The 24274-nt window shown below is 61.8% G+C and carries 19 protein-coding genes; 9 read left to right on the top strand and 10 right to left on the bottom strand.

Annotated features, from left to right (window positions below; genetic code table 11):
- Positions 1-16 precede the first annotated feature (16 nt).
- The 6 genes from GJ699_RS09930 to GJ699_RS09905 all read right to left on the bottom strand — a co-directional run bounded on the left by GJ699_RS09930 (position 17) and on the right by GJ699_RS09905 (position 12144).
- Positions 17-1480, bottom strand: a complete 1464-nt coding sequence (locus GJ699_RS09930; protein WP_371867516.1) for a glutamate synthase subunit beta — start codon at positions 1478-1480, stop codon at positions 17-19.
- Between the two features lie 33 nt (positions 1481-1513).
- Positions 1514-6238, bottom strand: a complete 4725-nt coding sequence (locus GJ699_RS09925; RefSeq protein WP_154375611.1) for a glutamate synthase-related protein — start codon at positions 6236-6238, stop codon at positions 1514-1516.
- A 137-nt stretch (positions 6239-6375) separates the two neighbouring features.
- The gene (locus GJ699_RS09920; protein WP_154375608.1) at positions 6376-7077 is read right to left on the bottom strand and encodes an REP-associated tyrosine transposase; all 702 of its coding nucleotides are present in this window, start codon (positions 7075-7077) and stop codon (positions 6376-6378) included.
- A 64-nt stretch (positions 7078-7141) separates the two neighbouring features.
- Positions 7142-7822, bottom strand: a complete 681-nt coding sequence (locus GJ699_RS09915) for a response regulator transcription factor (protein ID WP_154375606.1) — start codon at positions 7820-7822, stop codon at positions 7142-7144.
- A 50-nt stretch (positions 7823-7872) separates the two neighbouring features.
- Complete coding sequence (locus GJ699_RS09910; protein ID WP_154375604.1) at positions 7873-9012, bottom strand: PAS domain-containing sensor histidine kinase; 1140 nt, start codon at positions 9010-9012, stop codon at positions 7873-7875.
- Positions 9013-9015: 3 nt separating this feature from the next.
- Entirely contained in the window at positions 9016-12144 is a 3129-nt protein-coding gene (locus GJ699_RS09905) for a DEAD/DEAH box helicase (protein WP_154375602.1), read from the bottom strand.
- A 206-nt stretch (positions 12145-12350) separates the two neighbouring features.
- Between GJ699_RS09905 and GJ699_RS09900 the strand changes: the two genes are divergently transcribed.
- The gene (locus GJ699_RS09900) at positions 12351-14699 is read left to right on the top strand and encodes a Tex family protein (protein WP_154375600.1); all 2349 of its coding nucleotides are present in this window, start codon (positions 12351-12353) and stop codon (positions 14697-14699) included.
- Positions 14700-14715: 16 nt separating this feature from the next.
- On the opposite strand, the gene GJ699_RS09895 is transcribed toward GJ699_RS09900, so the two are convergent.
- A complete protein-coding gene (locus GJ699_RS09895; protein WP_154375598.1) occupies positions 14716-15225 on the bottom strand; it encodes a DUF2812 domain-containing protein in 510 nt (169 codons plus the stop codon).
- The gene (locus GJ699_RS09890; protein ID WP_154375595.1) at positions 15222-15554 is read right to left on the bottom strand and encodes a PadR family transcriptional regulator; all 333 of its coding nucleotides are present in this window, start codon (positions 15552-15554) and stop codon (positions 15222-15224) included. The genes GJ699_RS09895 and GJ699_RS09890 overlap by 4 nt, the downstream gene beginning before the upstream one ends.
- Positions 15555-15681: 127 nt before the next feature.
- On the opposite strand from GJ699_RS09890, the gene grxD reads away from it, so the two are divergent.
- A complete protein-coding gene (grxD, locus tag GJ699_RS09885) occupies positions 15682-15996 on the top strand; it encodes a Grx4 family monothiol glutaredoxin (RefSeq protein ID WP_154375593.1) in 315 nt (104 codons plus the stop codon).
- Positions 15989-16582 carry a UbiX family flavin prenyltransferase gene (locus GJ699_RS09880; protein ID WP_154375591.1) on the top strand — a complete coding sequence of 198 codons (594 nt, stop codon included), beginning with the start codon at positions 15989-15991 and terminating at the stop codon, positions 16580-16582. The genes grxD and GJ699_RS09880 overlap by 8 nt, the downstream gene beginning before the upstream one ends.
- A 4-nt stretch (positions 16583-16586) precedes the next feature.
- On the opposite strand, the gene GJ699_RS34160 is transcribed toward GJ699_RS09880, so the two are convergent.
- Together GJ699_RS34160 and GJ699_RS09875 are read right to left on the bottom strand one after the other, a co-directional pair.
- A complete protein-coding gene (locus tag GJ699_RS34160) occupies positions 16587-16757 on the bottom strand; it encodes a hypothetical protein (protein ID WP_195763510.1) in 171 nt (56 codons plus the stop codon).
- A gap of 229 nt (positions 16758-16986) precedes the next feature.
- Entirely contained in the window at positions 16987-17394 is a 408-nt protein-coding gene (locus GJ699_RS09875; RefSeq protein WP_195763509.1) for a hypothetical protein, read from the bottom strand.
- Positions 17395-17697: 303 nt separating this feature from the next.
- On the opposite strand from GJ699_RS09875, the gene GJ699_RS09870 reads away from it, so the two are divergent.
- The 6 genes from GJ699_RS09870 to GJ699_RS09845 all read left to right on the top strand — a co-directional run bounded on the left by GJ699_RS09870 (position 17698) and on the right by GJ699_RS09845 (position 24274).
- Entirely contained in the window at positions 17698-18093 is a 396-nt protein-coding gene (locus GJ699_RS09870; protein WP_154375589.1) for a MerR family transcriptional regulator, read from the top strand.
- 66 nt (positions 18094-18159) lie between these two features.
- The gene (locus GJ699_RS09865; protein ID WP_154375587.1) at positions 18160-19344 is read left to right on the top strand and encodes an isovaleryl-CoA dehydrogenase; all 1185 of its coding nucleotides are present in this window, start codon (positions 18160-18162) and stop codon (positions 19342-19344) included.
- Between the two features lie 102 nt (positions 19345-19446).
- Positions 19447-21267: a bifunctional isocitrate dehydrogenase kinase/phosphatase gene (gene aceK / locus GJ699_RS09860; protein WP_154375922.1), complete on the top strand. Its 1821-nt coding sequence runs from the start codon at positions 19447-19449 to the stop codon at positions 21265-21267.
- The gene (locus tag GJ699_RS09855; RefSeq protein WP_154375585.1) at positions 21260-22459 is read left to right on the top strand and encodes an acetyl-CoA C-acyltransferase; all 1200 of its coding nucleotides are present in this window, start codon (positions 21260-21262) and stop codon (positions 22457-22459) included. The genes aceK and GJ699_RS09855 overlap by 8 nt, the downstream gene beginning before the upstream one ends.
- Positions 22460-23128: an SDR family oxidoreductase gene (locus GJ699_RS09850; protein ID WP_154375583.1), complete on the top strand. Its 669-nt coding sequence runs from the start codon at positions 22460-22462 to the stop codon at positions 23126-23128. It abuts the gene before it with no gap.
- Between the two features lie 18 nt (positions 23129-23146).
- Positions 23147-24274: an acyl-CoA dehydrogenase family protein gene (locus GJ699_RS09845; protein WP_154375581.1), complete on the top strand. Its 1128-nt coding sequence runs from the start codon at positions 23147-23149 to the stop codon at positions 24272-24274.

The raw sequence follows: 24274 nt of genomic DNA, 5'->3' as shown, positions 1-24274 counted from the left end.
TGAACCGGCGCGCCGCTTAGCGTGGCAGCTCGGAACTACCCATCAGGAACTCATCGACCGCGCGGGCGCACTGGCGGCCTTCGCGGATCGCCCATACCACCAGCGACTGGCCGCGGCGCATGTCGCCGGCGGCAAATACTTTAGGGATGGAAGTTTTGTAGCAGCCTTCGCCATCGGTCGTGGCCTTGGCGTTGCCGCGTGCATCTTTGTCAACCGAGAACGCGTCCAGGATGTTGGCGACCGGCGACACGAAGCCCATGGCCAGGAACACCAGGTCGGCCTTCATTTCGAATTCCGAGTTCGGCACTTCGGCCATCTTGCCGTCTTTCCACTCGACGCGGCAGGCGATCAGTTTCTCAACCTTGCCGCCCTTGCCTTCCAGACGCTTGGTGGCGACCGCCCAGTCGCGCTCGCAACCTTCTTCGTGCGACGACGAGGTACGCAGCTTGGTCGGCCAGTATGGCCACACCAGCGGCTTGTTCTCTTGCTCCGGTGGCATAGGCATCAGTTCGAACTGGGTCACCGAAGCCGCGCCCTGACGGTTCGAGGTACCGACGCAGTCGGAACCGGTGTCGCCGCCGCCGATCACCACCACGTGCTTGCCGCTGGCTTTGATCTGATCTTTCACCTTGTCGCCGGCGTTGATCTTGTTTTGCTGTGGCAGGAAGTCCATGGCGAAGTGCACGCCTTTCAGCTCGCGGCCTGGCACCGGCAGGTCGCGCGGAGCTTCCGCGCCGCCGGCCAGAACGACTGCATCGAAGTCTTTCTGCAGATCTTCAGGGAAGATGGTTTCCTTGGCCCAGTTGTTGACGTTGGCCGGGAAGTCCTTGCCGATCAGCACCGAGGTGCGGAAGGTCACGCCTTCGGCTTCCATCTGCTTGACGCGACGGTCGATGTGCGACTTTTCCATCTTGAAGTCTGGAATGCCGTAGCGCAGCAGGCCGCCGACGCGGTCGGATTTTTCAAACACGGTCACGGCGTGGCCGGCGCGCGCCAGCTGCTGGGCCGCTGCCAGGCCGGCAGGACCGGAACCGACCACGGCGACTTTCTTGCCGGTCTGTTTGGCCGCCGGTTGCGGCACCACCCAGCCGTGTTCCCAGCCTTCGTCGATGATCTTGTGTTCGATCGACTTGATGCCGACCGGATCTTCGCTGATGCCCAGGGTACAGGCGGCTTCGCACGGCGCCGGGCAGATGCGGCCGGTGAATTCCGGGAAGTTGTTGGTCGAGTGCAGGGTGTCCAGCGCTTCGCGGTAGTTACCACGGAACACCAGGTCGTTCCAGTCCGGGATGATGTTGTTGACCGGGCAGCCGTTGTTGCAGAACGGGATGCCGCAATCCATGCAGCGCGCGCCCTGGATTTTGGCTTGCTCGTTGGTCAGTGGAATGACGAATTCGGCGTAGTTTTTCAGGCGCGTCGCTGGCGGCAGATAGCCTTCTTCCTGACGCTGGAATTCCATGAAACCGGTGATTTTACCCACGATATTTTTCCTTCGTAATCTTGTAACGCTGACTTAAGCAGCAACTGGTTGAGCGGATGCGGCTTCGTTCGCCACGTCTTCGGCCATTTCGGCCAGGGCGCGTTTGTATTCGCTTGGGAATACTTTGACGAACTTGGCGCGGCTGTCGGCCCAGTTGTCCAGCAACAGGCGCGCGCGCGTGCTGCCGGTGTGCTTGAAGTGACGCTCAATCAGACGCTTCAGGATCACTTCGTCGGCCTCGCGGCCGATATCTTTGTGCTGGATGTGCCAGGTTTCGCTTTGTGCGGCCTGTTCCTTGGCGGTCAGCACCGGCTCCAGCGCCACCATGGCGGTGTTGCAGCGCGATTCGAAATCGCCGTCCGGATCGTAGACGTAAGCGATACCACCCGACATACCGGCCGCGAAGTTACGGCCGGTGTGGCCCAGCACCACCACGGTGCCGCCGGTCATGTATTCGCAACCGTGGTCGCCGGTGCCTTCAACGATGGTGGTGGCGCCCGAGTTACGCACCGCGAAACGCTCGCCGGCCACGCCGTTGAAGAAGGCTTCACCAGAAATCGCGCCGTACAGCACGGTGTTACCGATGATGATGTTGTTCACCGCCCAGCCACGGAACTCGGTGTTCGGACGCACGATGATGCGGCCGCCCGACAAGCCCTTGCCGACATAGTCGTTACCCTCACCGACCAGGTCGATGGTGATGCCGTGCGCCAGGAAGGCGCAGGCCGACTGGCCAGCCGTGCCTTGCAGCTGGATGTGAATGGTGTCGTCCGGCAGACCGGCGTGACCGTAACGCTTGGCCACTTCGCCCGACAGCATGGTGCCGACGGTACGGTTCAAGTTCTTCACCGGCGAGATGAACGAGACGCGCTCGCCTTTTTCCAGCGCGGCTTTGGCTTGCGCGATCAGCTTGTGATCGAGCGCCTTGTCCAGGCCGTGGTCCTGCTCCATGGTGTGATAGATGTCATCGCCATTCGGCACTTCCGGCTGGTAGAAGATGTTGCTGAAGTCCAGACCTTGCGCTTTCCAGTGCGAGATCGCCTTGGATTTGTCCAGCAGGTCGACCCGGCCGATCAGTTCGTCATAGGTGCGGATGCCCAGCTGCGCCATCAGTTGACGCGCTTCTTCGGCAACGAAGAAGAAGTAGTTCACGACATACTCAGGCTTGCCCGAGAACTTGGCACGCAGCACCGGATCCTGGGTGGCAACGCCAACCGGGCAGGTGTTCAGGTGGCATTTGCGCATCATGATGCAGCCCTCGACCACCAGCGGTGCGGTGGCGAAGCCGATTTCGTCGGCGCCCAGCATGGCGGCGATCACCACGTCGCGGCCGGTACGCATCTGGCCGTCGGCCTGGACGCGGATACGGCTACGCAGACCGTTCAGCACCAGCGTTTGCTGGGTTTCAGCCAGGCCCAGCTCCCAAGGGGTGCCGGCGTGCTTGACCGAGGACAGCGGCGAAGCGCCGGTGCCGCCGTCATGGCCTGCGACCACCACGTGGTCGGCCTTGGCCTTGGTGACGCCAGCGGCCACGGTGCCGATACCGACTTCCGACACCAGCTTGACCGAGATCGAAGCGCGCGGGTTAGCGTTTTTCAGATCGTGGATCAGCTGCGCCAGATCTTCAATCGAGTAGATATCGTGGTGCGGCGGCGGCGAAATCAGGCCCACGCCCGGCACCGAGAAGCGCAGCGTGGCGATGTATTCCGACACTTTGTGGCCAGGCAGCTGACCGCCTTCGCCAGGTTTTGCACCCTGGGCCATCTTGATCTGGATCTGGTCAGCCGAGTTCAGGTAAGCAGCGGTCACGCCGAAACGGCCGGACGCCACCTGCTTGATGCGCGAGCGCAGCGAGTCGCCTTCCTGCAGCGGAATGTCGACCACCATTTGCTCTTTGCCCATGACCGAAGCCATGGTCTGGCCCTGCTTGATCTTGATGCCTTTCAGCTCCATGGTGTAGCGCGATGGATCTTCGCCACCTTCACCGGTGTTCGACTTGCCGCCGATACGGTTCATGGCCACCGCCAGCGTGGCGTGGGCTTCGGTCGAGATCGAACCCATGGACATCGCGCCGGTCGCGAAACGCTTGACGATCTCTTTCGCCGGTTCCACTTCTTCCAGCGGAATCGCCTTGGTCGGATCGATCTTGAACTCGAACAGGCCGCGCAGCGTCAGGTGACGCTTGCTCTGGTCGTTGATGATCTGCGCGTACTCTTTATAGCTGGAGAAATTGTTGGCGCGGGTCGAGTGTTGCAGCTTGGCGATCGCGTCCGGGGTCCACAGGTGGTCTTCGCCACGGACACGGAAGGCGTATTCGCCGCCGGCGTCCAGGTGGTTGGCCAGGACCGGATCGTTGCCGAAAGCCAGGTTGTGCAGGCGCAGCGCTTCTTCCGCCACTTCAAACACACCGATGCCTTCTACATTGGACGCGGTGCCACGGAAGTATTTGTTGACCAGCGACTTGTTCAGGCCGACCGCTTCAAAGATCTGCGCGCCGCAGTACGACATATAGGTCGAGATGCCCATCTTCGACATCACCTTCATCAGGCCCTTGCCGATGGCCTTGGTGAAGTTGTAGATCGCTTTTTCAGCCGACAGGTCGCCCGGCATGCCTTGCGCCATTTCGGCCAGGGTTTCCATCGCCAGGTAGGGGTGGATCGCTTCCGCGCCGTAGCCAGCCAGCAGCGCGAAGTGGTGGGTTTCGCGGGCCGAGCCGGTTTCGACCACCAGACCGGTCGAGGCGCGCAGGCCTTTGCTGACCAGGTGCTGGTGGATGGTCGAGGTCGCCAGCAGAGCCGGGATCGCAACGCGCTCAGGACCAACCGAGCGGTCCGACACGATCAGGATGTTGTGGCCGGATTTGACCGCGTCCACCGCTTCCGCGCACAGCGACGCCAGGCAGGCTTCGACGCCTTCCTTGCCCCAGGCCAGCGGGTAGCAGATGTTCAGTTCGTACGACTTGAACTTGCCGCCGGTGTGCTGGCCGATGTTGCGCAGACGCTCCATGTCGTCGAAGCCCAGGATAGGCTGCGACACTTCAAGGCGCATCGGCGGGTTGACGTTGTTGGTGTCCAGCAGGTTAGGCTTAGGACCGATGAACGACACCAGCGACATCACCATCGCTTCGCGGATCGGGTCGATCGGTGGGTTGGTCACCTGGGCGAACAGCTGTTTGAAGTACGAGTACAGCGGCTTCAGCTTGTTGGACATGACGGCCAGCGGCGAGTCATTGCCCATCGAGCCGGTGGCTTCTTCGCCGGCGGCGGCCATCGGCGCCATCAGGAATTTCAGGTCTTCCTGGGTGTAGCCGAAGGCTTGCTGGCGGTCCAGCAGCGAAGGTACGGCTTTCTCGCCAGGGGCGGCCTTGTCCTTGGCGCGGTTGTGCGCCAGCTGGCTTTCGCTCAGCTTGATTTCATTCAGCTTGATACGGACGGCGTTAATCCATGCCTTGTACGGCTTGGCGTTGGCGTAGGTGTCTTTCAGCTCTTTGTCGTCGATGATGCGGCCGGCTTCGAGGTCGATCAGGAACATCTTGCCTGGCTGCAGACGCCATTTCTGGATGATTTTCGACTCGGGAATCGGCAGCACGCCGGATTCCGAGGCCATCACCACCAGGTCGTCGTCGGTCACGATGTAACGGGCTGGACGCAGGCCGTTACGGTCCAGCGTGCCGCCGATGTAGCGGCCGTCGGTGAAGGCCAGCGCGGCCGGGCCATCCCATGGCTCCATCATGGCGGCGTGGTATTCGTAGAAGGCGCGGCGGTTGTCGTCCATGGTGCCATGGTTTTCCCACGCTTCCGGCACCATCATCATCATCGCCTGGGCGATCGGATAGCCTGCCATCAGCAGCAGTTCCAGCGCGTTGTCGAAGCAGGCGGTGTCCGACTGGCCTTCATAGATCAGCGGGAACAGCTTTTGCAGGTCTTCACCCAGCACAGCCGATTTCATCACGCCTTCACGGGCGCGCATCCAGTTGAAGTTGCCGCGCACGGTGTTGATCTCGCCGTTGTGCGCCAGCAGGCGGTACGGGTGAGCCAGCGGCCATTCCGGGAAGGTGTTGGTCGAGAAACGTTGGTGCACCAGCGCCAGCGCCGAGATGCAGCGCGCGTCTTGCAGGTCTTTATAGTACACACCGACCTGGTCGGCCAGCAGCAGACCCTTGTAGACGATGGTACGGGCCGACAGCGAGGCCACGAAGAATTCTTTGCCGTGGATCAGTTTCAGCGCCTGGATGGCGTGGCCGGACGATTTGCGGATCACGTACAGTTTGCGTTCCAGCGCGTCGGTCACCATGATGTCGGCGCCACGGCCGATGAAGATCTGGCGGATCACCGGCTCTTTGGCGCGCACGGTCGGCGACATCGGCATGTCGAGGTCGACCGGCACATTGCGCCAGCCCAGCACGATCTGGCCTTCGGCGCGCACGGCGCGCTCGATTTCCTGTTCGCAAGCGATGCGCGACGCGTTTTCTTTCGGCAAGAACACCATGCCGACGCCGTATTCGCCTGGCGGCGGCAGTTCCACGCCTTGTTTAGCCATTTCATCGCGGTAGTACTGGTCCGGGATCTGGATCAGGATACCGGCGCCGTCGCCCATCAGCGGATCGGCACCCACCGCACCCCGGTGGTCCAGATTCTTCAAGATCAGCAGACCCTGTTCCACAATCGAATGGCTCTTGTTGCCCTTGATGTGGGCGACGAAACCGACGCCGCAGGCATCGTGTTCATTGGACGGATCGTAAAGACCTTGCGCTTTCATGGCTAAACTCCAGACTTATTGGCTCGAAGGCTAAGGTTAGTGCAACGCAGCGTAAACCTCAAGCATAACAATTAGGGTCGGAGTCGAATTAAAATTTCCTCAGAAGCTTATTTTTTTAATTGGGGACAGAGTTAAAACTAAGTTGTTTCGGGCTTGGTTTTGAATGGCCGGCCGCGCTTGGCCGGCAATACCTGGCGCTTGACCTTGTTTTGCAGCGCGGTTTTGAACTTGTCCGAACCCAACGGCCAGCCCTTGAGCAGCGCCTTGCTGACCACGTCCAGCTGCTCTGCACTCAGGGCTGGCTCGGAGATCGCCGTATAGGCCGCCTCGCGCTGGAATGGCGTGTTACCCAGCTCCCAGACTTTGGCGTGGTCGGTCACCAGGCCGTCCGGGCGGATGCCGGCATGGTGGCAATAGCTGGACCATGGATAATCTTCCGCCCGTGCCACCAGACCGTTGCGAACCGGATTAAATTCGATATATCGGCTGCATAGCATGAAATATTCGTCCGCATCGATCAGCGAGGTTTTGTAGCGTCCGTTCCACAAAGTTCCCGTGCGGGAATACTTTTGATTGAAATAGGGCACGTAATAGCGGCCTACCCATTGCATCATCTGGCCCAGGCCGACGTCGTCGGACGGCGTGACCAGCAGGTGCAGGTGGTTGGGCATCAGGCAATAGGCATGGATCGCCACCTTGTAGGTTCTGGCGGCGGTGCGCAGCCAGTCGAGGAAAGCCTTGTAGTCGTCGGCGTGCAGGAACACGTCCTGATTATTGGCGCCGGTCTGAATGACGTGGTGCGGCTGGTTGGGAACGATTAAGCGGGGCAGGCGGGCCATACAAATAATAAAAGGGTAGATCGGAAACCCGATTCTACCCCTTGCCGCCCGACTCTGTCCCTATTTAGGAAAGATTGAAGCTGGCCGACAGGCTGTAGCCCTCGCCGTAGGCGCTGCGCAGCGGCAGATCCTGGCCCAGGCCGGTGCGCGCCTTTTTGCGCAGGCGGTAGACCAGCATGTCGACCCGGCGGCCGGCATCCGGATCGTCGCCGCCGATGCCGGCCACGATCACCTGGCGCGGCACTGGCCGGGTGTTGATGGTCAGCAGGTGCAGGAAATTGCACTCTTTCTCGGTCAGCGTGATCGCCATGCCCTGCAACTCCAGCTGGCGGGCGCTGACCTTCAGCGTCCACTTGCTGGGCACAGGTACCGTTTCCTGCGGGCCGACGCGGCGGTCCAGCGCCTCAATGTGCGCCGCCAATTCCGGGAATTTGATAGGCTTGGTCAAATAGTGGTCCGCGCCCAGGCGCAAGCCGAGGATGCGGTTGTCGAACGCCACGCGGCCGGTGAGTACCAGTAGTCCAATTTGCGGATACAACTGGCGCATGCGCGGGATGACATTGAAGCCATCTTCGTCCGGCAGGCCGAGGTCCAGGACCACCACGCCGACGTTGCCCTGGCTCAGGGCCGACCACATATCGCTGGCGTTGTTGGTGATGTGCACTTCGTGTTCGAGCTCAGTCAGGAACTCCGCCATCTCCTCGGCGTAGTCCAGATTGTCTTCCACGATGAGTATTTGCGTCATTGATGCGCCATTCGATCGGTTAGTACGCAAGCGTGCTCAGGCCCGCCCTGCTATGAGCTTGCGTCCGAGGAATTATCACTGCTGCTTTCCTCTCGCGCAAGGCTTTTCCCGGGATTGGCTGCTACCGGCAGCCAAATCCGAAATTCCGTGCCGCTTTCAGAAACATTTCGAGCAGTAACCGTTCCGCCGTGAACATCCACGATGGAGCGCGCCATATACAAGCCCAGGCCCGAACCGGGCACGCCAGCCGCATTACTCCCCCGGAAGGCTTTGTCGAACACTTGCGGCAACTCCGCCGCCGCGATGCCGGCGCCGTGATCGCGCACCAGCAATTCGATGCCACCTTCCGATGCAATTCTTCCGATCAATTCTATCGGAATATTATCCTGTGTGTACTTTATTGCATTATCCAGCAAAATGTCCAGACACAGACGCATGCCGGCCGGATCGCAACGCATGGCGGAGGGCAAGCCTACGCTGCGCACGCTGACCTGCGGGCGGCGCTGCCGGGCCTGCTCTGCGGCGGCTTGCAACAACTGAGCCGGGTTGGCCTCATTGGCCTGGCGCTCGCGGCCAACGCTGGCCATGCGCTCCGGCGACAGGTATTCCTCGATCATCGCCAGCATGCGGTCGACCGCAGTCTGGATCTTGCGGTAGCGCTTGCGTGTGGCTTCGTCATGGTGGCTGCCGGTCATTTCCAGCCGCTGCACGGCGCCATCGATGGTCGACAGCGGGGTGCGGAATTCATGCGACAGCATGGAAGCGAACTTTTTCTGCTGCGCCGCCAGCTCGCGCTGCGCGCTGAGGTCGCGCACCACGCCGATCACGCTCAGCGCCCGGCCGGCGGCGTCGACGATCAGCGTCGACTCGATTTCCACCGGCACCACCTGGCCATCGGCATGCGCCAGCTCGGTTTCGCGCAGCAGCCGGCGACGGCTGAGGTCGCCCTCGGCATGGCGCGCCAGCCGCGTCGGCAAGTCCTTCAGCAGGCCGGCGGCCAGCGTTTGCGCGGTTTCCAGCGTGTAGCCGAACTGGCGTTCGGCGGCCGGGCTGAGCCAGGTCAGCTGCAGGCTGGCGCAATCGGCCATCCAGCTGACCTCGCTGCTGTGCTCCAGTAGCAGCCGGTAGCGGGCTTCGTTGGCTTGCGATTGTTGTAAGGCTGCCTGGAGTTCCGCTATCGTCTGACCCATTGCCTACTCCACCAAAGGTGCGAAGATTTGTTGCAGATCTTCCTGAGTGAGCGCCATTTTCTGCGACTCGCCTTCGGCCAGGATGGACTGCGCCAGATCGGACTTCTTCTGCTGCAAGACTTGAATCTTCTCTTCCAGCGTGCCCTTGGCGATCAGTTTATACACAAACACCGGTTTGTCCTGTCCGATACGCCAGGCGCGGTCGGTGGCCTGGTTTTCGGCGGCCGGATTCCACCATGGATCGTAGTGGATCACGGTGTCGGCGGCGGTCAGGTTGAGGCCCACACCACCGGCTTTCAGCGAAATCAGGAAGATCGGCACCGCCCCCTGCTGGAAGGCTGCCACCTGGGCGCTGCGGTCCTTGGTGTCGCCGGTCAGCAGGGCGTACGGGATGTCGCGCGCTTCCAGCTCTTCCTCGATCAGCTCCAGCATGCTGGTGAATTGCGAGAACACCAGGATTTTGCGCTTTTCCTCCAGCAAGTCCTCGATCATCTGCATCAGGTCGATCAGCTTGGCGGAACCGGCGGCTTGTTGTTTTTTGGTGGTGGATTTCACCAGCCGCGGATCGCAACACACCTGGCGCAGCTTCAGCAGCGCTTCCAGAATCACGATCTGGCTGCGCGCCACGCCCTTGCGGTCGATTTCCTCGCGCACTTTCTGATCCATCGCCAGCCGCACGGTTTCGTACAGATCGCGCTGGGCGCCGGTCAGTTCGACCTTGCGCACCATCTCGGTCTTCGGCGGTAGTTCCTTGGCCACGCTGTCCTTGGTCCGGCGCAGCAGGAAGGGCTTGATGCGGCGATTCAGCAGCGCGCGCCGCAGCGGATCGTCCTGACGCTCGATCGGATGGCGGAACACGCTGTTGAAGCCCTTCTCGTCGCCCAGCAGGCCAGGCAGCAGGAAGTGGAATTGCGACCACAGCTCGCCCAGATGGTTTTCCAGCGGCGTGCCGGACAGGCACAGCCGATGGCGCGCGCGCAGCAGGCCGGCGCTCTGCGCGGCCTTGGAGCGGGTGTTCTTGATGTAGTGCGATTCGTCCAGGATGACCAGGTGGAAATCGTGCTCACGCAGTTTTTCCTCATCGCGCGGCAGCAGCGCATAAGTGGTCAGCACCAAATCGGCTTCCGCGATCTGGTCGAACTGGGCCATGCGGTCCTTGCCTTGCAGCAGCAGCACTTTCAGGCCGGGGGCGAAACGCGCCGCCTCTTCCTGCCAGTTGCCCATCAGGCTGGTGGGGGCGATGACCAGCGCCGGCGCGGTCAGGCGGCCGGCTTCTTTTTCGACCAGGATGTGGGCCAGCGTCTGCACCGTCTTGCCCAGGCCCATATCGTCGGCCAGGATGCCGGCGAAGCCGTATTCGCGCAGGAATTGCATCCACGACAGACCATCGGTTTGATAGTCACGCAGCGTGGCTTGCAGGCCGGCCGGGGTGGCAATCCGTTTCACGGCGCCAAACTGGTTCAGGCGGGCGCCCATGTCGCGCAATTCGGCGCCACCGGTCCATTCCATCTCGACATTGCGGGCCAGTTCGTCGAGGCGGGCGGCGTCCAGCGTCGCCATGTGCAGCGAGTTCTTGATTTTGTCGCTGAAATACAACTCTCCCAGCGTATTCAGGATCGGACGCACCCGGCCCCACGGCAGCGCGACCTTGCTGCCGTCGGCCAGCGTGGCCAGCATCTGGTCTTCGTCGCCGTGCTGGGCGATGACTTTCGGATTGAAATCGTTGGGTGCATTGCGGATCAGCTGTACCAGCACTGGCAGCAGCGGCACCCGCTCCTGATTGACCATGATGCCCAGTTCCAGATCGAACCAGGCGCGGCCGCCATCCGCCTCGTCTTCCACCACGTCGGCGTACCAGTCGCCGACATCCACCGTGTCGTAGCGGTATTTGACGGTTTTTTCGATTTTCCAGCCGGCTTGCTTCAGCGCGGCAATGCCGTCGCGGGCGAAACGCAGCCACTCGGCCTGCGATGGCAGCAACAGGCCGCCCTTGACGCTGCTCAGCGGCTGCGTGCTCGGGGCCGCGAAATGACGCTCGCTCAGCAGCGCCAGCGCCTCTTCCTCGGCGGCGCTGTCACGCTGGATGATCTCAGTGACGTCGCCCTTCTGGCGCACCACGCGCTGCGATGGATCGAACGACACCCGTTCGCCATCGTAATCGTAGGACAGCACGGCAAAGTCGTGCCAGCGCTGCAGCGAGCCATCGGCCAGCATGGCGGCGTCCAGCGTCAGCACCGGACGCGGCTTGACGTCGTCGCGCATGCGCTGCGGCAAGGCCTGCGGCAGCGGCATCAAGCCCTGCAAGCCGTGCGCCAGCAACAGCTGCGACACCCGCAGCTTGTCGTTATTGGTCAACAGCGGCGCCTGGGCCACCAGCGCCTGCAAATCCGCCAGCGGAATGCTGGTGCCGCCCTGGTTCAACTGCAGCACGCCGCACGACAGGTTATCGATGTACCACGGCGGATCGGTCGGCAGCATGTAATCGACCTGGTCGGCGCCGACATGCTTGGCGCCCGGCGGCGGCGCCACCTGCCAGCCCAGCCGCAATCCCTTGCCTTCCTCGCGCCAGGCCAGGTTGGCTTCGCGCAGCACGCCGCCTTTGAGCGGATACACCAGGCCGTTGCCGACATCGGACCAGGAATTTGCCCACAACAATTTGTCTTGCTCGGCCAGCATGTTCAGCAGTGCCGCGCCGATCTTGCCGCGCGGCTCGGTGGCCGAACCGGTCTGCGAATTCTGGCCGCTGCGCATGGCGACGAAGAAGCGGATCAGGTCTTCATCGACTTGCGTCATGAAAGTTGGTGGCGTCGACAGCAGCGAAAACACTTCGCTGACCGGGCTGGCGGCGGCCACATCGCCGTTCGGCCGCAGGCGCGCCTTGTACAGGCACAGCGCCACGTGGCGGCCGCCGCTGGTCGGCGCCAGCACGTAAATCAGTTTGTATTGCGTTTGCTTGGGGTCGTTTTCGACCGGCGGCGGGGTCAGCTTTGCTTTAGGGTGCGCTGCGGCATCCACACGCTGCAGCCAGGTGGCGACAGCGTACGACAATTGATTCGCGGGCGGCGTAAGGCGTGTTGGTGCCGGTGCTGGTGCTGCTGGGGCGGCAGGGGCGTCGTCGCGGGTAAAATCCATGGGTCGCATTGTTGTTCAAAGATGGTTCAAAAACGGCAACAGGCAATATTATCCGCCATAGCGGCGTTCGTGTTCATGTAAATCTGTATAAAACCCGACTACAAAAGTGGGGTTGCCAACGTTCACAGTCCTTTTGGGCTGTCAAGACTGGCAACTTTGCCGCGATGTCGTATGATTCCGGGCTTGACTGCTGAGGAATTACCACCATGTTGCCTTCCATCGAACAACGTCTTGCCCTGGAACTATCCGCCAAACCGGTCCAGGTCGCCGCCGCCATCGCCCTGTTGGACGAAGGCGCCACCGTTCCCTTCATCGCCCGTTACCGCAAGGAAGTCACCGGCGGCCTGGATGACGTCCAGCTGCGTCTGCTCGAAGAGCGCCTGCGCTACCTGCGCGAGCTGGAAGACCGCCGCGCCAGCATCATCGCCTCGATCACCGAGCAAAACAAGATGACACCAGTACTGTTAGATGCTGTCATGCACGCAGAAGACAAGACCCGTCTGGAAGACTTATATCTTCCGTACAAGCAAAAACGCCGTACCAAGGCCCAGATCGCCATTGAAGCCGGCTTGGCGCCGCTGGCCGATGATCTGCTGGGCAATCCGGACCTGAACCCGGAAACCGAAGCCGCCAAGTACCTGAAGGAAGCGTTCACCAGCGCCGACGGCAACAATCCGGGCGTGGCCGACACCAAGGCGGCACTGGACGGCGCGCGCCAGATTCTGATGGAACGTTTTGCCGAAGACGCCACGCTGCTGCAATCGCTGCGCGAATATGTGCAAGAGCATGGCATTGTCGAATCGAAAGTTATTGAAGGTAAGCAAGAAGAAGGCGAAAAATTCGCCGACTATTTCGATTATTCCGAGCCGCTGGCCAACGTGCCGTCGCACCGCGCGCTGGCGTTGATGCGCGGCCGCCGCGAAGGCGTGCTGGACGTGGCGCTGCGTCTCGATAGCGAGCCGGAAAAGCCAAAATGGGACGCGCCGCACAATCCGTGCGAAAGCCGCATCGCCGCCCGTTTCGGCATCAAGAGCGCTGGCCGCGCGGCCGACAAATGGCTGTCCGACACCGCGCGCTGGACCTGGCGCGTGAAGAGCTTCATGCATCTGGATACCGAACTGATGGGCGCACTGCGCGAGAAATCCGAGCTCGAAGCCATCAATGTATTCGCTACCAATTTGAAAGCCTTGTTGCTGGCGGCGCCGGCCGGCCAGCGCGCCACCATGGGTCTGGACCCTGGTCTGCGCACCGGCGTCAAAGTGGCGGTGGTGGATGCCACCGGCAAGGTGATGGATACCGCGGTGATTTATCCACACCAGCCGAAGAACGACTGGGAAGGTTCGCTGCACACGCTGGGCAAACTGGCGATGAAGCACAATGTGTCGCTGATTTCGATCGGCAACGGCACCGCCTCGCGCGAAACCGACAAGCTGGCGCAGGATCTGCTCAAGCGTTTCCCTGAGCAAAAAATGAGCAAGATCGTGGTGTCCGAGGCGGGCGCATCGGTGTATTCGGCGTCCGAGTTCGCCTCCAAGGAGTTGCCGGACATGGACGTGTCGCTGCGCGGCGCGGTGTCGATCGCGCGCCGCCTGCAAGATCCGCTGGCCGAGCTAGTGAAGATCGATCCGAAATCGATCGGCGTCGGCCAGTACCAGCACGACGTGTCGCAGACCCAGCTGGCGCGCACGCTGGATGCGGTGGTGGAGGATTGCGTGAACGCGGTGGGCGTCGACGTCAACACCGCCTCGGCGCCGCTGCTGGCGCGGGTGTCCGGCCTGTCGTCCTCGGTGGCGCAGGCGATTGTCACTTACCGCGACCTGAAGGGAGCGTTCACTTCGCGCGCAGCCCTGAAATCTGTGCCGCGTCTGGGCGACAAGACCTTTGAACAGGCGGCCGGCTTCCTGCGCGTGATGGGCGGCGACAATCCGCTGGACGCCTCGGCGGTGCACCCGGAATCCTATCCGGTGGTGGAAAAAATCCTGGCCGATATCCAGAAGGACATCAAAGGCGTAATTGGTGACGGCGCGCTGATCAAGCGTTTGCAGCCTGCCAAGTACGCCGACGACAAGTTCGGTGTGCCGACCGTGACCGACATTCTGAAAGAGCTGGAGAAGCCGGGCCGCGACCCGCGTCCGGAATTCACCACCGCCACCTTCAAGGAAGGCGTGGAGGAAATCAAAGACTTGCGTCCGGACATGATTCTGGAAGGCGTGGTGACCAACGTGGCCGCGTTTGGCGCTTTTGTCGATATCGGCGTGCATCAGGATGGCCTGGTGCACATCTCGGCGCTGTCCAACACCTTCGTCAAAGATCCGCACACGGTGGTGAAAGCCGGCCAGGTGGTCAAGGTGAAAGTGCTGGAAGTGGACGAGAAGCGCAAGCGCATCGCCCTGACCATGCGCCTGACCGACAGCGCGCCGCAGGCCGGTTCGCAGCCGCAACAGCGTGGCGACCGCAACGACCGCCGCGCCATGGGCCAGCAGCAAAAGCAGCAGACCCGCGAACCGGCGGTGGCCGGCAGCATGGCCGCCGCCTTCGCCAAGCTGCGCGGCTAAGCGGCCCTAAGCGGTCCTAAGCGGCCTTGAGGGCGGCCATGCGCCGCCCCAGCTGCACCGCGCTGTAGGCGGCGATGGCACCTATGCCCAGCGAAAGCCAGTTCAGCGCGTTCAACGCCAGCGGCGCGCGGCCCCAGTCGGCCCACTGGCTGACCAGCAGCAGCTGCGCCACCACCATCGCCACGCAGGGCGCCAGCAGACGGCGGTAGCGGCGCAGCCGGTCGGCCGGATCGCTGAAGATTTCCGGCACCTGTCCGGCCACGATCGGCTTGCGCCAGCAATGCCAGCCGCCGTGCGCGGCGACATATTCCCAGCCGGCGTCCTCCAGCAATTGGCGATAGTCGGGCTCGAAATTATTGAGGTGCAAATCCCAGCGATACGCCACCTCGGCCGGCGCGCCGCGCTCGAAGGTGTAGATTTCCAGCCAATTCGCCGCGCGCAGATACCAGCCCTGCGCCGCCATGCGCTGCAGCCAGGCGCCATGTTGTTCGTCCTGCCAAGCCCACCACGGTCTGAATTTCTTCATCCTGCCTCCTTGAGACGTGCCGCACTGTTCACCATGATTTCCAGCCGCCGCACCTGCTCGGCCAGCACGGCCTTGCCCAGTTCGGTCAGCGCGTAGATCTTGCGCCGCTCCTCCTCCGCCACCTTGACGATCAGCGCCTGCTTTTCCAGCGTGCCGAAAATGCCGTACAGCGTGCCCGGCCCCAGTGTGACGCTGCCGGCACTCAGCGCCTCGGTCTGCTGCATGATGGCGTAGCCGTGCAGCGGCTGCTGGCTGAGCGCCAGCATCACGTAAAACGTGGCTTCGGACAGGGGCAGAAAGCGGATGGGATCGGGAGTAACGGCGGACATGTATCGGAATTCGCTATATCGAGTATCGATATAGTCAGCATACGCGCATTTTCGGGGCTGTCAACCGGGGCGGGCGCATTTCTTATAAAATGCCGGTATTCCACATCTTTACACCCTAGAGGCAGCTATGAGCGACGTACAAACCTGGATCAAAGAAACCGTGACCAACGCCCCGGTGGTGCTGTTCATGAAGGGCACCGCCCAGTTCCCACAATGCGGCTTCTCCGGCCGTGCCATCCAGATCCTGAAAGCCTGCGGCGTTGAAAACATTGCCACCGTCAACGTGCTGGAAGATCCGGAAGTGCGTCAAGGCATCAAGGACTACTCGAACTGGCCGACCATTCCTCAGCTGTACGTGAAGGGCGAGTTCATCGGCGGCTCGGACATCATGGGCGAAATGTTTGAGTCCGGCGAGCTGAAAACCCTGCTGCAGAATGTCTGATCGCTTGCGGCGGATTGTCATCGCCATCACCGGCGCCACCGGCGCGGTGTATGGCGTGCGTCTGCTGCAACATTTGCAACATCTTCCCGGCATCGAGACGCATCTGATCGTCTCCGACGCCGCGGTCCTCACGCTGCACCAGGAAACCGGACTGCAGCGGCGCGAAGTCGACGCCCTGGCCCACGTGGTGCACAAGGTGCGCGACGTCGGCGCCTCGATCGCCAGCGGATCGTTCCAGAGCGACGGCATGGTGATCGCACCGTGCTCGATGAAAACCCTGGCCTCGGTGGCGCACGGCTTATCGGATAATCTGATCGCGCGCGCGGCCGACGTGGTGCTCAAGGAGCGCCGCCGGCTGGTGTTGATGGTAAGGGAAACACCGTTCAATCTGGCGCACCTGCGCAATATGACGGCGGTAACGGAAATGGGCGGCATCATTTTCCCACCCTTGCCCAGCTTCTATCACAATCCGCAAAGCATAGAGGAAATGGTCGACCACACGGTGGCCCGTGTCATCGACTTGTTTGGGATTGAACATGCATTGGCGCCGCGCTGGGCGGGCCTGAAAACGGCAAAAGACGTTTAAACGCTTAGCGCTTGTCGTACCAGGAAGTGCTGGCGCGTTTCAGTTCACGCGCTTCCTCCACCATGCGGCGGTGGGCGATGCGTTTGCGCATCACTTCAGCATGTTGTTCGGCGGTCATCGGCGGGGCGGTCATCAGATCTTTCAGCTGCGCGACATTGCTGTAATTGCTTTTCATAAGACGGCTCAAAGCGTGACTCCCGAAAAGTAAATCAAGCCCTATTGTGCCTCAAAAACATGGCTCAACTATGACATTTCGCAAAGATAGCGAAAATAAAAAGAGCGCTGTCCTGGCAGCGCTCAAGTCCGAACAAAAACCGGCTGAATGTGAAACCAGTTTCATATAATTAATCCCACCGCGACGCTATCCATAGCCGCCATCTCTCGGTAGTACTACTTAAAAATATCTACTTTTGGTAGTTCACGCGCACCAGCATGCGGATAAATTCCCGGGCAATCTGGCGGTGGTGCTCGTCCAGACGCTGCAAATCCGCGATCAGCTTGACGTCGGCCGACTCGAAGCGCGACAGCGCGCTACCATTTTCACTGTTCGGCGCGCCTTCTTCCGGACCACCGAAGCGCAGCCATTCCGCCGGCACACCCAACCATTGGGCAATCATGCGCAACTTCTCCTGAGTCGGGATCGCCTCGCCTACCAGCCATTTGCGGGCTGCGTGCACGGTGATCGGCCGACCATCGAAACGGATGTTGAATTCACGCGCCAGCCGGGTCGGGCTGTCGGGCGAATAATGGGCGTTCTTGAGAGCCTGTTGGAGTCGCTGGCTAAAGCTTTCGCGTTCATTAGAGGAATTCATATTTGCACTATTTCACGTTGCGTCATGAAAGTCAGTCTATGCGTAGGGAGCTGCAAATGTGATATCGCAGGATTTCATAGTTGACATTCTATCCTCTACCGAGACGCCTGAGAGCAGAATCCTGCAGCAAATTTTATTCGGCCGGAGCGCGTGGGGATGGATATCATGCTGCCGCGTCACGTTTCACGTCGCACGATACCACTGTGCATGCCCCCTGGTCACGAAAAGCCACCAACTCTACGTTGGAAGGTGTTTTTCGCGCTACAATTGACGTTAACGTAAACGGAATCATCCCCTGTCCCGATGTCTACCTACACCATTACCGAACTGGCGCGCGAATTCGATGTGACCGCGCGCGCGATCCGCTTTTATGAAGACCAGGGGCTGCTGAGCCCGTCGCGCGAAGGCGCCGGCGGCCGCAACCGCGTGTACACCGGGCGCGACCGCACCCGCCTCAAGCTGACCCTGCGCGGCAAGCGGCTGGGGCTGTCGCTGGCCGAAATCAAAAGCCTGGTCGACATGTACGAAACGCCGAAGGACTCGGTGGCGCAGATGCACCGCTTCCTGACGGTGCTGGCGCAGCACCGCGAAACGCTGGAACAGCAGCGCGAAGACATCGAAATGTCGCTGGCCGAAATCCAGGCCCACGAGGACGACTGCAAGCGGCTGCTGGCGGAACAGGGCGCCGAGGCGACTTGACGTTTACGTTAACGTCACTCACGCGTATCATAGCCGCTTCAAAACACCAGAAGAATCGAGGATGACATGCTCCATCTCCCAGGCCTGACCTTTGACCATGGCGAGGACATCGCCGCGCTGCGCGAAGCCGTGCAGCAGTTCGCCGCCGCCGAGATCGCCCCGCGCGCGGCCGAGATCGACCGCAGCGACGAGTTCCCGATGGACTTGTGGCGCAAGCTGGGCGAGCTGGGCGTGCTCGGCATCACCGCGCCGGAGGAATATGGCGGCGCCAACATGGGCTACCTGGCCCACATCGTGGCGATGGAAGAAATCTCGCGCGCCTCGGCCTCGGTCGGCCTGTCCTATGGCGCGCACTCGAATCTGTGCGTCAACCAGATCAAGCGCAACGGCAACGCCGAACAAAAGCAGAAATACCTGCCCAAGCTGATCTCGGGCGAGCACATCGGCGCGCTGGCGATGTCCGAGCCGAACGCCGGTTCCGACGTGGTCAGCATGAAGCTGCGCGCCGATCTCAAGGGCGACCGCTACGTCCTCAACGGCACCAAGATGTGGATCACCAACGGACCGGACGCCGATACCCTGGTGGTCTATGCCAAGACCGACCTTGAAGCCGGTCCGCGCGGCATGACCGCCTTCCTGATCGAAAAGGGCTACAAAGGCTTCTCGATCGCGCAAAAGCTGGACAAGCTGGGCATGCGTGGCTCCCACACCGGCGAGCTGGTGTTCGAGGATTGCGAAGTGCCGGCCGAGAATGTGCTGGGCGGCGTCGGCAAGGGCGTCAATGTGCTGATGTCCGGCCTGGACTTCGAGCGCACCGTGCTGTCCGGCGGCCCGCTCGGCATCATGCAAGCGTGCATGGACGCGGTGGTGCCCTACATCCACGACCGCAAGCAGTTCGGCCAGGCCATCGGCGAATTCCAGCTGATGCAGGGCAAGCTGGCCGATATGTACTCGACCATGATGGCGTGCAAAGCCTATGTCTACGCGGTGGGCCAGGCGTGCGATCGCGCGGTCTCGCCGGACCAGGTGCGCCAGCTGCGCAAGGATGCCGCCGGCGCCATCCTGTACAGCGCCGAGAAGGCGACCTGGATGGCCGGCGAGGCGATCCAGACGCTGGGCGGTAACGGCTACATCAACGAGTATCCGGTCGGTCGCCTGTGGCGCGACGCCAAGCTGTATGAGATTGGCGCCGGCACCAGCGAAATCCGCCGCATGCTGATCGGCCGCGAGCTGTTCGCGGAGACCACGTAAAATGAACGTCGCACCGGCGGAGGCCGGTGCCCATAGAACGCCGGCATAGCCAGCTCAGCATGGGTACCGGCTTTCGCCGGTACGACGGAAACGATGACACTCATGACCCAAGCCGCCTTCCCCAAGCTGCTACGCTCGCAGATCGCGTTCGACATCGCGCGCACCATCCGCGACGGCTTCGACAAGCACTACCGCCTGTTCCGCGCCACCAGCCAGCAGGCCAGGCAGTTCTTCGAGCGCGGCGCCTGGGCCGAGGCGCAGGCGGCGGCGCGCGCCCGCATCGACTTCTACGACCAGCGCGTGCAGGAATGCGTGCAGCAGCTGGAAGACGAATACGAACCCGCCGACCTCACCGACGAAGTCTGGCGCGAACTCAAACTGCACTACATCGGCATGCTGTCCGACCACAAGCAACCGGAATTGGCCGAGACCTTCTTCAACTCCGTGTGCTGCAACATCCTGCACCGCCGCTACTTCCACAACGAATTCATTTTCGTGCGGCCGGTAGTCTCCACCGAATACATCGAAACCGCCGAACCCAGGCCCACCTACCGCGTCTACTACCCGGCGGCGGACGGCCTGCATTTCACGCTCAAGCGCATCATCACCAACTTCCAGCTGGAGGCCAGCTTCGCCAACCTGACGCGCGATGTCGAACAAGTGGAAGCGCGCCTGCAAGCGCTGTATGGCGATGCCCGCATCGAACCGAATCACCAGATCCACGTGCTATCCAGCCTGTTCTTCCGCAACAAGGGCGCCTACATCGTCGGCAAGATCATCAACGGCAACCGCGTCTATCCATTCGTGGTGCCGATTCTGCATAACCGCAGCGGCCAGCTGATACTCGACACGGTGCTGTTCGATCCCGAGCAGATCGCGGTGCTGTTCTCCTTCACCCGCGCCTACTTTTTGGTCGACATGGAAGTGCCATCGGCCTACGTGCAGTTCCTGCGCACGCTGATGCCGCGCAAACCACGCAGCGAGATCTACACCATCCTCGGCCTGCAGAAGCAGGGCAAGGCGCTGTTCTACCGCGACTTCCTGCAGCACCTGAAACACTCGTCGGATTTGTTCGACATCGCGCCCGGCATACGCGGCCTGGTGATGCTGGTGTTCGCGCTGCCGTCCTTCCCCTACGTGTTCAAGGTGATCAAGGACTTCTACCCGCCGCCGAAGGAAACCACGCGCGCGCTGGTCAAAGAGAAGTACCTGCTGGTCAAGCACCACGACCGCGTCGGCCGCATGGCCGACACGCTGGAATACTCCAACGTCGCCTTCCCGCGCAGCCGCTTCAAGGACGAACTGCTGGCGGAGCTGAAGCAGTTCGCACCCTCGCTGATCGAGGAAGAGGGCGACCAGATCATCATCAAGCACCTGTACATCGAACGCCGCATGGTGCCGCTGAATCTCTGGCTGAGCGAAAAAGAAAACGACGACGCCCAGCTGGAACATGGCGTACTCGAATACGGCAACGCCATCAAGGAACTGGTGGCGGCCAACATCTTCCCCGGCGATATGCTGTACAAGAATTTCGGCGTCACGCGTCACCAGCGCGTGGTGTTCTACGATTACGACGAAATCGAATACATCACCGACTGCCAGTTCCGCGCCATCCCCGAAGCACGCACCGAGGAAGAAGAGATGGCGTCGGAGCCGTGGTACCCAATCGGCAAACACGATGTCTTCCCCGAGCAGTTCGGCAGCTTCCTGCTGGGGAATCCGAAGATCCGCCAGTACTTCCTCAAACACCACGCCGATCTGCTGACGCCCGAGTACTGGCAAGCGCGCAAACAGCGCATTCAGGCCGGCGAGGTGGAAGACGTCTACCCTTATCCACAACACATGCGCTTCTCGCACAAGCAAACATCGAACACCCCGGCGGTGACACCACCGCCTTTCATGGAGACCTTTGAAAATGAATGATCCTATCGTAATCGTCGGCGCCGCACGCACGCCCATGGGCGCCTTCCAGGGCGACTTCTCGACCAAGTCTGCGCACGACCTGGGCGCGGTGGCGATTCAAGCCGCAGTGGAACGCGCCGGCATCGACGCCAAGCTGGTCGAACACGTTTACTTCGGCAATTGCCTGATGGCGGGCCAGGGCCAGGCGCCGGCGCGTCAGGCGCTGCTGAAGGCCGGCCTGCCCACGTCCACCGGCGCGGTCACGCTGTCCAAAATGTGCGGCTCGGCCATGCAGGCCGCGATCTTCGCACACGACCAACTGGTAGCCGGCAGCGCCGAGGTGGTGATCGCCGGCGGCATGGAGTCCATGACCAACGCGCCCTACCTGATCCCGAAAGCGCGCGGCGGTTACCGCATCGGCCACGGCATGATGTTCGACCACATGATGTACGACGGTCTGGAAGACGCCTACTCGCGCAACGAGAAAACCGGCGAGGGCCGTTCGATGGGCACCTTTGCCGAAGAGTGCTCTGCCAAGTACGAATTCACCCGCGAGGCGCAGGACAACTTCGCCATCACATCGGTGAAGCGCGCGCAGACCGCCACCAATGAAGGCTACTTCAAATGGGAAATCGCGCCCGTCACCGTGACTTCGCGCGCCGGTGATACTGTGATCGACAAGGACGAAGGTCCGCTGAAAGCCAAGGTAGAAAAAATCCCGACGCTGCGCGCCGCCTTCAAGAAAGACGGCACCATCACCGCCGCCTCCTCCTCGTCGATCAACGACGGCGCCGCCGCGCTGGTGATGATGCGCGAATCGAAAGCCAAGGAACTCGGTCTGACGGTGATCGCCCGCATTCACGGCCACGCCACCTTCGCGCAGGAGCCGAACTGGTTCACCACCGCACCGATCGGCGCCATCGAAAAGCTGTACAAGAAAATCGGCTGGGGCACCAAGGACGTCGACCTGTTCGAAATTAACGAAGCCTTCGCCGCCGTGCCGATGGCCGCCATGCGCGACCTCGATATCCCGCACGACAAGGTCAATATTCACGGCGGCGCCTGCGCGCTGGGCCATCCGATCGGCGCCTCGGGCGCGCGCATCATCGTCACCCTGCTGGGTGCCTTGAAGCGCACCGGCGGCAAGAAAGGTGTGGCGGCGCTGTGCATCGGCGGCGGCGAAGCCACCGCACTCGCAGTGGAGATGGTGTAAATGGCGACTGCATTGATTATCGGCGCATCGCGCGGCATCGGCCTGGAACTGGTCAAACAATACCGCGCTGACGGCTGGCGCGTGATCGCCACCGCGCGCAAGCAGGAAGACTGCGACGCGCTGGCGGCGCTGGGCGCCGAACCGCACAAGCTGGATGTGAACAACGTCGAAGCGGTGGCCGGCATGGGCTGGAAGCTGGATGGCGAAGAGCTGGACGTCGCCATCCTCAACGCCGGCGTCTACGGTCCGCGTCACGACGGTTTCCCGATGCAGACCGACTTCGACACCGTCATGCACACCAACGTGCTGGCGGCGATGCGGCTGCTGCCGATTCTGGCGCCACTGGTATCTGCGGCGAAGGGCAAGCTGGCGGTGCTGTCGTCGCGAATGGGATCGCTGAGCGAGCGCACTGTGTCCGGCGGCTCGCTGTACCGCGCCAGCAAGGCGGCGCTGAATTCGGTGCTGATCGATACCGCGCTGGTGCACGGCAAGCAGGGCGCCACTTGCGTGGCCTTCCACCCGGGTTGGGTGAAAACCGACATGGGCGGCTCCGGCGCCGACATCTCGGTGGAACAAAGCGCGAGCGGCATCCGCGCAACGCTTGCGACGCTACCCGCGTCGGAACAAGCGGTGTACCGCAACTACGATGGCACAACCATCGGTTGGTAAACAAAACGGAATCTCACCATGATACTGAGCCAGGAACACGAAATGATACGCGACGCCCTGCGCAGCTTTGCGCAGGAACGTCTAGCCCCCAACGCGGCCCGCTGGGACAAGGAGCATCACTTCCCGCGTGAGGAGTTGAAGGAGCTTGCCGCGCTGGGTGCTTTCGGTGTCGCCGTGCCCGAGGAACTGGGCGGCGCGGGCATGGATTACGTGTCCCTGGCTTTGGTATTGGAAGAGATTGCGGCGGGTGATGGCGGCACTTCCACCATCATCTCGGTCAACAACTGCCCGGTGTGCAGCATCGGCATGATGTATGCGAATCCGCAGCAGAAGGAACAGTGGCTGCGGCCACTGGCGCAAGGCGCGATGCTGGGCGCGTTCTGCCTCACCGAACCGCACACCGGCAGTGATGCCGCCGCGCTGCGCACCACCGCCACGCGCGATGGCGATCACTATGTGCTGAACGGCGTGAAGCAGTTCATCACCAGCGGCAAGCACGCTGACGTGGCGATCGTCATGGCGGTTACTGACAAGGCGGCCGGCAAGAAAGGCATTAGCGCGTTCTGGGTGCCGACGTCCACGCCGGGCTACATCGTCGCCGGCATTGAACAGAAGATGGGACAGCATTCGTCCGACACCGCGCAGATCGTGTTTGAAAACTGTCGTATCCCGGCGGCGAATCTGATCGGCGAGGAAGGGCAAGGTTACAAAATCGCCCTGTCAGGACTGGAGGGTGGCCGCATCGGCATCGCCTCGCAATCGGTGGGCATGGCGCGCTCCGCGTACGAAGCGGCGCTGCACTACGCCCGCGAGCGCGAAAGCTTTGGCAAGCCGATTTTCGAACATCAGTCGGTGCAATTCAAACTGGCCGAAATGGCGATGCAGATCGAAGCCGCGCGCCAACTGATCCTGCACGCGGCATCCATGAAGGACGCCGGCCTGCCCTGTCTGAAGGAGGCAGCGATGGCCAAGCTGTTCGCCTCCGAGATGGCGGAAAAGGTGTGTTCGGACGCGATCCAGATCCACGGCGGCTACGGCTACGTCAGCGACTTCCCGGTAGAACGCATCTACCGCGACGCCCGCGTGTGCCAGATCTACGAAGGCACCAGCGACATCCAGAAAATCCTGATCGCCCGCGCCCTTTAG

The sequence above is a fragment of the Duganella guangzhouensis genome (genome assembly GCF_009674535.1).
In the GTDB taxonomy this organism is placed as follows: domain Bacteria; phylum Pseudomonadota; class Gammaproteobacteria; order Burkholderiales; family Burkholderiaceae_D; genus Rugamonas; species Rugamonas guangzhouensis.
The sequence above is the reverse complement of the archived record's forward strand: the minus strand, read 5'-3'. Positions and strand labels throughout refer to the sequence as shown.